Source organism: Dyadobacter psychrophilus, from assembly GCF_900167945.1.
GTDB classification, from domain to species: domain Bacteria; phylum Bacteroidota; class Bacteroidia; order Cytophagales; family Spirosomataceae; genus Dyadobacter; species Dyadobacter psychrophilus.
In genome coordinates, this window is record NZ_FUZA01000002.1 from 1,216,805 (window position 1) to 1,229,298 (window position 12,494).

The window sequence follows — 12,494 nt, forward strand, 5'->3', positions numbered from 1 at the left end:
TTGTTTTTTTAAAGCATTGATTGTGAATTTACTACCGAGGTGCATTGCCACCGCCAGCAGGAGCTGGGCCCGACTGTCCACCACCTTCGCTCTTCACGTCGTCGTTGTTGACAGACTTGGCCTTGCGCTTCGGCGCGTCCATTGTCATTTTTCCAATCTTGTAAGTAAATGTTAGCCTTACACCGCGATTATACATGAAAATGTCGTTAACCTGGTTGAAATCCGGAGACGTCAGTTCTGTGTGCATTTTGAAACGTCTGCTCAGGAAGTTTTCTGCGGCCAGTCCCAAACTCGCTTTTTTGTCGGCAAATTCTTTTTTCACACCCACCGTATAAAACCCGAACCCACCCTGATGCCCCTGCAACTGAACCTGATTTCCCTGCATAAAACCGAAAGCCTGAGCTCCCCAGCCATTTTTGAATGTCGCCTGCGAGAACAAACCGCCGCTCACCACAAAACCTGAGTTATCCAATGTTCTTGAAACACCTTTTTCCAGGGTCTGGCCCGTTAATGTAGTGTAAAATATGTTTGAGAAAATCCCAAAACTGATTTTCGAAGTCGCGGCTACATTCGCAAAAAGGTTGACGCCATACGCGTGCTGCTTGCCAATGTTCTCGTAAGTGGTAATGATCGAGCCGGCGAGAGTGTCCGATGGCTGGCGCACTTGCGTGATCGCATTATTGGTCACCCGGCCAAAAAAAGTTGCGTTAATGAATGTCTTTTTAATGTTCTTACTCACTCCTAATTCAAAGTTGTTGGTTAGCTCCGGTCTCAGTTCAGGGTTACCAATGGTAATGTTCTGAGGGTTGGCAGAGTTGAAGTTAGGGTTCAGCTGCTGCAATCCAGGACGCTGGATCCTGCGGTTATAACCTAGTTTTAAAGTTGTTCCTTTGAATGTTTTGGAAGCATTTACACTCGGCACAAGCACACCGTAATTACCCACGCCAACCGTTCCTTCATTGGTGCTGGCATCAATAAAGGTATGCTCATAACGCAAACCGCCTTTGAAAGTGTAGCGTTTTTTGGTTGTATATGTGTAAGATGTGTAACCGGCTGCAATGTTTTGGTGATAAGTCAAATCGCCCGCCGGCTGGTCTAGCTCAGGGCGGAAGTCGCCGGTTGGTTCGGCGATCAGGAAGTTATAGGCGCTGGTAACCTCCCTGAAAATGGCTTTTCCTCCAAATTCAAGCATCTGATTCTTCTTGATAGGAGTTTGATAATCAGACTGTAATGTAAATTCCTGGTTAATGCTCTTATTCAAATTGCGTTGGCGGCTGATCAGCTCGTTGCCGCCATTCAAAATATCTGCATCAAAATCGTTGGTCAGGTCATTGCGGCTGTAAAGTGTGGAAATGCTCCATTCCTGTTGTGGTTTGAATGTATGCAGATAATCAATGTTGGCATCAATAGTCCCGGAAAGGTTTTTGGCATCCACATTACGGGCAGAATTAAAGTCCGTTTCCCCCGTTTTCATAATGCGTGTGATCAGATCCTGCTGGCTGCGAAAGTTACGTACGCCATAGCGAACGCCTGCCGTAATGCTCTGATTTTTAGCCAGGTCATAATCAAAACCAAGGTTGTAGTTACCGAATAACCCACGGCTCGATCCATCGCCTGTCTGGCGGGTAACCGTCGAAACATCGTTCACAATGCTCGTTTGTTCCAGGGTTGTTTTTGTGATGGTGTTATACATGCCGCGTCCAAAACCACCGATCGTGAAACCGGCCTTTCCTTTGCGGTAACCACCATTTAAAGAAAGAATAGAACCGCGGTTTCCTATACCGGAATCTACATTCAGGTTCAACCCCTGCAAGCTGTTTTTCTTGGTGATAATGTTAATGATCCCGCCGGAACCTTCCGCATCGTATTTGGCAGAAGGACTGGTGATCACTTCAACCGACTTGATCTGATCGGCCGGAATCTGCTTCAATGCATCCGCAACGCTGTTTGCAATGATCGTACTGGGTTTATTGTTCACCAATACGCGAATGTTCTGACTTCCGCGTAAAGAAACGTTACCATCGAGATCGACCGTCAAGAGCGGCACTTTTCTCAAAATATCCGTCGCGTCGCCGCCTTTTGCGGTAATGTCTTTTTCTGCATTATAAACAAGTCTGTCTACTTTTTCTTCGATCAAAGCAGCTTGTCCGGTAACGGTGACTTCATTCAATGTTTTGGTATTCGACGACAAATTGATCACGCCCAGATCCAGCTCCTGGCCTTTGCCGATTGTAATGTTGTCTATTGTTTTATTCACAAATCCGATGAACGAGATCAGGACTTTATATTCGCCTGCCGCGAGTTTGGATAGCGTGAATTTACCTTTTTCATCCGCCACAGTTCCGTCAACAGCCTGACCACTTGTCTTGCTGTAAAGTGCTATGCTGGCAAATTCGATGCCTTTTGCAGAAGACGAGTCCACGATGGAACCGGATAGTTTTGAGTTTCCTTTTGGCGTCTGGTCACCTGCAGTTCCGGGGAGCGCCTTGGGCTGGGAGGTTCCGCCGGCACCTGGAAATTGTGCAATTGCAGGGGAAACGAGCGTGGCCAGAATGATGAATGAGGAAAGAAGAAGTTTTATCATTGTTATGGGATTGTATTTTCACCATAAAAATGCAACGGAATAAAAAAACCTTATAGTAATTTATGATAAAGGCTTGATTAAACGGGATGGATGAAGCATTGGCGCAGATGGGTGCGGGCGACCGGTCTGAGCGGCCCACATTTCATTCTGCCAGATCTTTATAATCGATCAACGCTATCTTCTTCGCCTTGATGGCCGCTTTCACCTTCTCGCTTGTAAAAAGATCGGTCACGCCCTGGCGGTCTGCCGCCACATCTTCATAGCCGATATGATGGATTGCCTGTAATTCCGCATCATTGAGTCCGGGATGATCCACAAACATATAAGTTTTGCCGGGCTGGAGTTTGTCCAGCATTTTGATGAAGCTTTCTACTTTTTCCCCGGAAGTCTTGTGCGGACCTTCATAGCCTATATAGCTCACATTGGCTGGTTCGGGATCAATAGGGATTTTGTATTCTTTCGCCAACTTTTTGGTCAATGCTTTCACCTCTTCCGAAATGCCGGTGCAACCCATATGCGACGAAAAATGAGAGATAGTTGGGAGCTTTTTCAAAGCCAGTTCAATCTGCGCCCTGAATTCTTTTTCAACATCTTCGATCTTCCAGCTATTTTCCATGATTGCGCGTTTGGGATAATTTTTATTAGCCCGGACCATGGGATAAAAATAACCGTCTTCATCGCAAAGGCTCGGGCAATCCGAAACCGGTCTCCATTTCACATTATCCCATTCGCTGGTGAGCGCGAGGTGGATGCCGATGTCGGCGCCCGGGTTGTCTTTCAGCATTTGAACAGCTTCCGGAAACCAGGGCGAAGGCACGATCACTTCGATAGAGGTTTGAAAACCTTCTTTGAAACATTTCAAAAGCGCCAGGTTGCCTGAATGCGAATAACCCATATCATCACCACGAACAATCAGTCGTGGCGCTTTCTGCTGTGCCTCGCATATCAGCGCGAAAAAGAACAGGGAAATCAAAAGGAAAATTTGTTTCATGGGCTTACCAGCAGGCAGTTACGTCTATTTAGCAAACATAACTTTTATTGACCGGACTTCCCGCGTCCATCGCGCTTGTTTTTTATCATTCGGAACAATAATCCGGAACGGCCCTTCACCATCGGGCAAAGGCTGGCCGTCCTTCTCAATCGCGACCAGGATTACCTGATCAGTAAATTCCGGGTCAATCTCCGGCAATGCATAAACCACCTCATAACCATCAGCCGCAGTCACGAACACGAATTTGGCTAGATTTTCGCCGCGGAGTTTCGCACCCGTTGTCACACCGGCCTTTTCCAAAATCGCAATCAGCGGCGCGCCTTTAAACTCATGTTCCTTATTGTCGCGATCCCTTACTTTATACGTTACCGATTTGAATCCCATGAAATCCTCCTTTTTGAGTTCCAAAGGCGTTGCTACTTCGCCCATGATGGATAATGTAGCCACATTCTGCGCTTTGACAGTAAGGGTTGCTGCGAGCATCAACGTCGTTGTAAAGTAGAATGATAGCAATAAGGTCCTATTTTTTAGCATGTTATGGTTCATTAAAGGTGCAGACAAAATAAATGTTCGATATGTATCAACGGCTATATCGCAAATATAGGAATTGGAAAAACATTTAGGACAAAACTTTGAATCATAAGTGGAAAATGACTAAAATCGGTATGACTATGACCGCGGTCCATTTTATCGAGCGTTTGCAAGCATTGTCCTCAGCGGAAGAAGCGGAGAAAATTTTGCGCTATTTCAAATCGGGCGACGGGCAGTACGGAGCGGGCGATAAATTCATTGGAGTGCGTATGGGACAGGTTTTTGAGCTGGCCAAAGAATTCATAGAAATGACACCTGATGAAATAGAAAGGTTACTCGAAAGCGACATTCATGAAGCCAGGGCAGGGGCAATGAGCATTATGGATAAGCAGGGCAGACATAAAAAGACGCCGGACAGCAGGAGAAAAGAATTATTTGATCTTTATATGCGCAGGTCCGACAGGATCAATAACTGGGATCTGGTGGACTTGGCAGCTCAATATGTTGTAGGTCGTTATCTGTTTGATAAACAAAGGGATATCATCTACAAACTGGCGGTTTCGGACAGTATGTGGGAGCGCAGGACAGCCATTGTGAGCACTTCTTACTTTCTTAAAATGGGTGAAACGAAAGACACATTCAAGATAGCGGAAATTTTGGTGCACGACGATCAGGACTTGATACACAAGGCTGCCGGAGGCTGGATAAGGCAGGCCGGTAAAACAAACAAGTCCCGATTATTGGGATTTTTAGATCATTATGCGGCCGTTATGCCGCGCGTCATGCTTCGGTATGCCATTGAGCATTTGAATGAGGCGGAAAGAGCGCATTATCTGGGTTTAAAAAACCGGTAGGCGCATTATTCATGGATTTATATCAAAAAGCATGCGATTCTTTGATCCGATATTTTTTCTAAAAACGACATTATTTTTCCTATCCGGATTTGCCATGTTTTCCTGCGGACCCGACCTGCCCGAGGATGTGCAGCTCGCATACGAAGAATTGCCTGAAAAACTGGACTATAACCAGCACGTAAAACCCGTGTTATCCGATAAATGCTTCGCTTGCCACGGCCCGGATAAGGCAAAGCAAAAAGCAGGATTAAGGCTTGACATTCAAGAAGCTGCATATAGTGATCTTTCTGAAAATAAAGGAAAAGTCGCGATAGATCCGGGCGATCTCAGAAATAGCGAAGTCTTCCACCGCATTCTTTCCGGTGATCCCGAATATATGATGCCGACTCCGAGTTCGCATTTAAGCTTGAATGCAAAAGAGAAGGCAATTTTGATCAAATGGATCAAAGATGGCGCCGCATATAAGCCGCACTGGGCATTTGTAAAACCTGAAAAAACCGAAGTTCCCGAAGTTCAAAACGAGGGTTGGGTCAAAAATCCGATCGACAATTTTATCCTTTCAAAACTGGAACAGGAGAAGCTCAAACCATCTGCCGAAGCCGGAAAAGAATTGTTACTGCGCAGGTTATCGCTTGATTTGACAGGGTTGCCTCCCACAATACGCGAAATAGATGCTTTTTTGAATGATAAGTCGGCCAACGCCTATGAAAAGCAAGTTGACCGGCTCCTGAAATCACCTCATTATGGTGAAAAAATGGCAGTCGATTGGCTGGATCTGGCGCGTTTTGCAGATTCGCATGGTTATACTGTGGACCGTCTGCGCGACATGTCGCCTTACCGCGATTGGGTCATCGGGGCATTTAATCGGAACTTTCCGTATGACAAATTCCTGCACTGGCAGCTGGCAGGTGACCTGATGCCGAAACCAACAAAGGATATGCTGATCGCAACGGCTTTCAATCGGAACCACCAGCAAAATATGGAAGGAGGGATTATTGAGGAGGAGTTTCAGACCGAATATGTGGTGGACAGAACAAACACTTTCGGTGATGCAATGCTCGGACTTTCAGTAGGCTGCGCCAAATGCCATGACCACAAATACGACCCGATTTCCCAAAAGAATTACTACGAGCTTTTCAGCTTTTTTAACAATGTAAAAGAAGCGGGGCAAATTTCCTGGGACGACGCGCTCCCTACGCCGACGCTCATGCTGCCAACGGATGAGCAGGAGAAAATGCTCCGGTTTTTGAAAGCGCAGGAATTGGAAAAGCAAGAAGCGGTGAATCAGAGCGCCAAGAGTGATCATGCTGGTTTCGTAAATTGGTTGGGCAGTGCCAGTGTAAAAAGCTTAGCGGATGAGAAAATCCCGAAGGCAGGTCTGCAAGCACATTTTCCCTTTGATAAAAACACATTATCCGCTCAAAATTTATCCAATAATATTAACCCGAAGCAGACGGGAATAATGAAACGAGAATCGGGCATGACGGGGGACAAGCCCGTTTTTGCAAGTCACGGAGACGGTTATGCGATGCGTTTTGACGGCGACGTTTTTTTGGACTTGAATCAAATTGGTGTTTTTAGAAGATCAGAACCTTTCAGCATTGGAATTTGGGTGAATGTGCCCAAGGAAATGAAGGAAGGGGTGATTTTGCACAAGAGCCAGGCAGAGCGGCTTTACAACTTTCGCGGCTATCATCTATATCTGAAAAACAATAAGTTGGAATTGAATATGGCGCACACCGCACCTTCCAATGCCATTACAAAAATTTCGAAAGCTGCCGTGCCGAGGAATAAATGGATCCAGTTAACAATCACTTATGACGGATCTTCAAAAGCAGCTGGCTTCAAACTATTCCTGGATGGAGCTGAAATGGCAATGGAAACGGAGACGGATCAATTGACAAAAGATATTTTGTTCAAATCCAAAGTGCAACCGGGCTTGCAAATAGGCGCGTGGTGGCGTGGAAATGGCCTTAAAGATGGTCTCGCTGATGACATTACAGTGTATAATCGTGCTTTAACACCTTTTGAAATAGAAGTTCTGGCCGGAAAAAAAGACTGGAAATCGATCGTTTCTGGCGAGAAAGCCGCACTGTCGGACAAGCAGCGGAATTTGCTGAAAGAATATTATTTATCCGCTGTTTCCCAGCCGGTTATCAATGCAAAAAGCGAGCTGCGCAAAATTCGGACAGCATTGGCCGACTCGTCGGAAAACATCCGGGAACTGATGGTCATGCAGGAAATGCCGAAACGGAAAAAGGCGCATGTATTGCTTCGGGGGAACTATGATTCGTTCGGAGAAGAGGTTTTTCCCAACACACCCAAATCCATATTAGCATTTCCTGAAAATCTTCCCAAAAACAGATTCGGGCTGGCGCAATGGCTCACGAGTAAGGATAACCCGCTGACTGCAAGGGTTGCAGTGAATCGGTTCTGGCAAAATTTCTTCGGCACCGGACTGGTTAAAACCACGGAAGACTTTGGTAATCAAGGGGAAATGCCCAGTCATCTGGACTTGCTGGATTGGCTTGCGATTGGTTTCCAGGAATCGGGGTGGGATGTGAAAAAGCTTAACAAGCTCATTGTTATGTCGGCTACTTACCGGCAGCGGTCGGATGCTTCCAGGGAGGTTCGGGAAAAAGATCCTGAAAACCGGTTGTTGTCGCACAGCCCGGCTAACAGGCTTACGGCTGAAATGCTTAGAGATAATGCATTGGCTGCAAGCGGATTGATCAATAAAAAGATTGGTGGTAAGAGCGTAAAGCCGTATCAGCCCGACGGACTTTGGGAAATCAATAATACAACTTATCAGCGTGATTCAGGCGAAGCGGTTTACCGAAGGAGCCTTTACGTAATCACGAAAAGGTCCGTCCCCAACCCAACGCTCGCGACATTTGACGCAACCTCCCGAAGTTTCTGCGTGGTAAGGCGACAAAAAACCAACACGCCGCTGCAAGCGCTGGTCACATTGAATGATCCGACATTTAATGAAGCTATGAAAGTGATGGGCCAGCAGATGGTAATGGGTAGTGCTGTAAATGAGGCGATTATAACAACTTATCGCAAACTGACAGGCCGAAAACCGTCTGCCAGGGAGGTCGTTTTGTTGTTGGAATTACAAAAAAACCAGCTTGAAAAATTCAGGAAGGATCCCAAAAAGGCGGCTGGCTGGCTTGCTGAGGGGCAATATGTTATTGATAAAAAAACGGACGTTGCGCAAATAGCAGCTAACGCAGTCGTTGCAAGCACAATTTTGAATTCGGATGCAGCTTTAACCAAGCGATGAACCATGGAAAATCATCATGAAGAACCTTTCAGGATCAACAGCCCTGAATTTGACATACTAAATAAAAAGCTGGAAAGGCGGAATTTCCTGGTTAAAACCTCACTTGGGCTTGGTGCATTGGCTATGGGGTCATTGTTTGGCGCGCAAAAACTTTTTGGTTCCGGTGCAGCTACACCACCGGAAGGCGCTTCGACTTTGGAAGAAAAAGTTTTGAAAGCATTGCCGCACATTGCTCCCAAAGCGAAAAGAGTGGTTTACCTTTTCATGGCGGGCGGTCCCTCACAGTTTGAAACTTTCGATTACAAGCCTAAACTCGTTAATATGGCGGGACAGAACCTGCCGGATTCGGTTCGTAAGGGCCAGCGATTGACGGGCATGAGCGCAAACCAGAGTTCGCTGCCGGTGGTTCCATCGATTTACGGTTTTAACCAGCACGGAAAAAGCGGGACGTGGGTGAGCGAATTAATGCCTTACACGGCCAAGGTCGTGGATGAGCTATGCATGATCAAATCGATTTATTCTGAGGCGATTAACCATGATCCGGCGATCACATTCTTCCAAACAGGCAACCAGTTGCCCGGCAGGCCATCGATTGGTTCCTGGGTTAGTTATGGTCTTGGAACCGACAATCAGAATTTGCCCTCGTTCATTGTTTTGGTTTCCAAAAACGGTTCGAAAGACCAGCCCTTATATGCCAGACTTTGGGGAAATGGCTTTTTGCCGTCCAAACATCAGGGCGTTCAGTTCAGGTCTGGGAAAGATCCGGTGCTTTTTTTGAATAATCCAGAAGGATACGACGGCGCGGACAGGAAGGAAATGCTGGATTATCTGGCAAAATTGAATCAACTTCAGAATGAGCCTTATGGCGATCCCGAAGTGGATGCGCGCATTGCGCAATATGAAATGGCCTTTCGTATGCAAACGTCCGTGCCCGAAGTAATGGATACGGCTGACGAACCCGACGAAGTTTTTGAGCTGTATGGTCCCGACAGCCGCGATTCCGGGACTTATGCGGCCAACTGCATTCTGGCACGTAAACTTTTGGAGAAAGACGTGAAGTTTGTACAGCTCTATCATCAGGGTTGGGATAACCACGGCGGACTACCAAAAGGCATTGCACATCAATGTAAAAATACAGATCAGGCCACGGCTGCATTGATTATGGATTTGAAACGCAGAGGGCTTTTGGACGACACGCTTGTGGTTTGGGGAGGCGAATTTGGCCGGACAGTTTATTCACAAGGCAAGCTCACCGCAGATGATTATGGCCGCGATCATCATCCGCGATGTTTCACTATGTGGATGGCCGGGGCGGGAGTAAAGCCGGGAATCAGCTTTGGTGAAACAGATGATTTTAGTTACAACATTGTCAAAGATCCGGTGCATGTGCACGATTTTCAGGCAACATTAATGCACTTGATGGGCGTTGATCATGAGCAACTGACTTATAAATTCCAGGGAAGAAGGTTCAGGCTGACGGATGTGCACGGCAATGTTGTAAAGAGCATTCTGACTTAACGAATGTTGGATGCAACCGTTTTCGGGGAATTTGTGTCAGCAATAATGATGAATAAACTGAGCTTTTTTCTAATTATGATCGCTGCACAGCTGTTGGGTTGTAAGACTTCTGAGTCGACGCTCAGTGTTCAAAATGTGAGAAATTACGATCCGAATGCTGCTAACCAGATTTTGTTCCTGGATTTCAAGATCATTAAGCGAGATGGAAAAACGGAGACGGTTGAGCTGGTCAATGCGGTTTCAGGAAGCGGAAAGCTGAAAAATATGGCGGCGCCGGTTCATAGTCCTTACCAGATAAGCGTGATTCAGCGCTATTCCATTAGTCACATGGAAATTCCAATGATTTTTGAGCATCCGCTTTATAAATCTGTTGAGGTTGCAAGCCAGGATGGGAAGCTTAGCAAGCAGGATTTGCATGCGAAGGAAGGCATTCTTTCTGTCCGCATTCAAAAAGATATCGGGTTGGAAAAAATTGAATTACGCAGCCTTACGCCGGAAAAGGGAGATGTTAAAATTTACACACTAAACCTAAAATAGATGGCCAGAATTTTTACCCTCGCACTTCTTTTAATCTCTTATTCCAATTGCTTTTCTCAGAGTTTCAAGGTTGATACCATTTATAAGCATGGTTCGATCGATAACCGGGTCAATGTTGTTATTTTGGGAGATGGTTTCACGCAGGCCGAGCTTCCCAGATTTACCGAAGAGGCAAGAAAATTTGCCGATTTCTTCCTTGACTATGCGCCCTATAATGTTTATCGCAACTATTTCAACTTTTTCTCCATTGCTACGCCTTCCAAGGAAAGTGGCGTGACCAATCCCGGAAATGCGCCCGACGCTTATCCCGACCAGCCTGTTGGTAAAAAAGACACTTATTATGGCGCCAGTTTTGGCGAGTACATTCACCGGCTGGTGGTTGTACAGAATTATCAGAGATTAACCGATGTGCTGGCTTATAATTTCCCGGTGGCTGATCTGGTGGTAATGCTGGTTAATACGCCTTTTTACGGTGGCTCCGGCGGCGGAATTGCGGTTCATACATTGCATTCAACTGCCAACACCATCGGGGTGCATGAAATTGGACATACGTTTTCGTTTTTGAATGACGAATACTGGGCGGGGCCGCAATACGGCTGGGAAGCCGCGAATATGACCGCTATAAATGATCCGGCTAATGTGAAATGGAAAAACTGGCTTAATGAAACCAACATTGGCATATACCCGCATGGGGACGGAGATGCTGCAAAGTGGTTTAAGCCAACACATGCCAATTGCCTGATGGAATATCTTGATCGCCCGTTCTGTGCAGTGTGCAAGGAAGCAACAGCCGAGCGGATCCTGCAAGTTGTAAATCCGATAGAGCGGGCATTTCCGGAAATCACGAAGGAAATTGTACTGGAAGGAGAGCCCCAAACATTCAAGCTTGAACTCGTCGAACCAGAGCCAAACAGCTTGAAAGTAGAATGGCTGCTGGATGGGAAATTGATAAAAACTGGAAGTGAAATCAGCTTGTCTGAGGCTGATATGCAGGGAAACACCGGCGAACTAATCGCTTCTGTTTTTGATTCAACGCTTTTGAGCAGACGGGAAGACAGGGAAGAACAGCGGACCAAGAACATTCAGTGGACATTGGCCAAAAGTAATGCGCCGCAGGTTTTCAGATTAAAAGTGTCCGATTCGGGCATTTGTCCCGGTGAATTTAGTGTGATCAGTGCGTCGGGTTGCAAGGGAAATGTAAGCTGGTCAACGGGAGAAAGCGGTTTGTCGGTTAATGTTGGCCCAAAAGAAACTACCACTTATTCCGCAACATGCAAAACTGCCGGACTGCCTGACTCAACGTTAAAAACCCAGATCATTGTTTTTGAACAGCCGGAGGCGACCGCTACGAATACAGGGCCGTATTTTGAGAAGGCGACCATTGAGATTGCGGCCAGCGGCGGTTCGCAATATTTTTGGACAGGGCCAAATGATTACTTATCGCAAGTGCAGGTTTCACTGATTGAAAATGCAACCGTGGCGAATGCTGGCACTTATGAAGTAAGGGTTGTTGATTTAAATGGTTGTTCAGACACGGCCACAACGGAAGTTAAAGTGGATCCGATTCTGGCTGTCGAGAATCCGTCCAGCGCGCTGGTGCAGGTTTCGCCTAATCCCGCAAAAGGCTTCGTGAAAGTGACAACGAAACTTACCGGGAAGTCAATTTTTACATTGTTTGATATCACCGGCAAAAAAGTGCTGAATAAAGACTTTGAGCAGCATATTGAAATGGATCTTCACAAAACCGCGGGACTGTATTTGTATCGGTTCAGCAATGGTGGTAAGGAAGTCACCGGAAAGTTGCTGATTGAGTGAGGCTTAAATCCTTGTCACATTGAGCGTACCGCCCGGCGGCCCGGTACGCTCAATGTGACAAGCACAAGTGCTTGCTATTCACTAACAGATTTCGGCTTGCGTCCTACTTTCGTGCGGTTCCGGATCTTATCTGGTCTTGGGCGAATTTCTTTATCTTGGAAATAGAGTTTCAGGGATTCGAGAATGATGTCCTTTTGCGTGAGACCTTCCCAGTAACCGTAATCTTTCATGTTTTCCATTAAAATGTAATCACAATCAAAAGTTACTTTCGTAGGCGCTCCGTCGGCCACCTCGTTAGGTTTGTTGTTTTCAAGCTCCTCCTGAATGTCAGCAACCAGCGGAAGCGGCGCAAACTCAAATTTCCTTTCCTTAGCCATT

At 46.3% G+C, this 12,494-nt stretch carries 9 protein-coding genes; 5 read left to right on the forward strand and 4 right to left on the reverse strand.

What is annotated here, in order from left to right:
• Positions 1-31 precede the first annotated feature (31 nt).
• The 3 genes from B5X68_RS12000 to B5X68_RS12010 form a co-directional block, all read right to left on the reverse strand.
• A complete protein-coding gene (locus tag B5X68_RS12000) occupies positions 32-2,584 on the reverse strand; it encodes a TonB-dependent receptor (RefSeq protein WP_082214911.1) in 2,553 nt (850 codons plus the stop codon).
• A 142-nt stretch (positions 2,585-2,726) separates the two neighbouring features.
• Positions 2,727-3,575, reverse strand: coding sequence for a polysaccharide deacetylase family protein (locus B5X68_RS12005; protein WP_082214912.1), 849 nt, complete (start codon positions 3,573-3,575; stop codon positions 2,727-2,729).
• Positions 3,576-3,599: 24 nt separating this feature from the next.
• Positions 3,600-4,109 carry a molybdopterin-dependent oxidoreductase gene (locus tag B5X68_RS12010; protein WP_082215336.1) on the reverse strand — a complete coding sequence of 170 codons (510 nt, stop codon included), beginning with the start codon at positions 4,107-4,109 and terminating at the stop codon, positions 3,600-3,602.
• Between the two features lie 137 nt (positions 4,110-4,246).
• Here B5X68_RS12010 and B5X68_RS12015 point away from each other — a divergent pair, with 137 nt between their 5' ends.
• From B5X68_RS12015 to B5X68_RS12035, 5 genes are all read left to right on the forward strand, one after another.
• The gene (locus tag B5X68_RS12015) at positions 4,247-4,960 is read left to right on the forward strand and encodes a DNA alkylation repair protein (protein WP_212567998.1); all 714 of its coding nucleotides are present in this window, start codon (positions 4,247-4,249) and stop codon (positions 4,958-4,960) included.
• Positions 4,961-4,991: 31 nt separating this feature from the next.
• Positions 4,992-8,246 (forward strand): DUF1553 domain-containing protein, encoded by a 3,255-nt coding sequence (locus B5X68_RS12020; RefSeq protein ID WP_082214913.1) that lies wholly within the window; start codon positions 4,992-4,994, stop codon positions 8,244-8,246.
• A 3-nt stretch (positions 8,247-8,249) separates the two neighbouring features.
• On the forward strand, positions 8,250-9,764 hold the full coding sequence (locus tag B5X68_RS12025; protein WP_082214914.1) for a DUF1501 domain-containing protein: 1,515 nt from the start codon (positions 8,250-8,252) through the stop codon (positions 9,762-9,764).
• 75 nt (positions 9,765-9,839) lie between these two features.
• Positions 9,840-10,301, forward strand: coding sequence for a hypothetical protein (locus B5X68_RS12030; protein ID WP_141110273.1), 462 nt, complete (start codon positions 9,840-9,842; stop codon positions 10,299-10,301).
• Complete coding sequence (locus B5X68_RS12035; protein WP_082214916.1) at positions 10,302-12,116, forward strand: M64 family metallopeptidase; 1,815 nt, start codon at positions 10,302-10,304, stop codon at positions 12,114-12,116.
• Positions 12,117-12,190: 74 nt separating this feature from the next.
• Here B5X68_RS12035 and B5X68_RS12040 read toward each other — a convergent pair whose 3' ends face one another.
• Positions 12,191-12,493, reverse strand: coding sequence for a hypothetical protein (locus B5X68_RS12040; protein WP_082214917.1), 303 nt, complete (start codon positions 12,491-12,493; stop codon positions 12,191-12,193).
• Position 12,494: the final 1 nt, after the last annotated feature.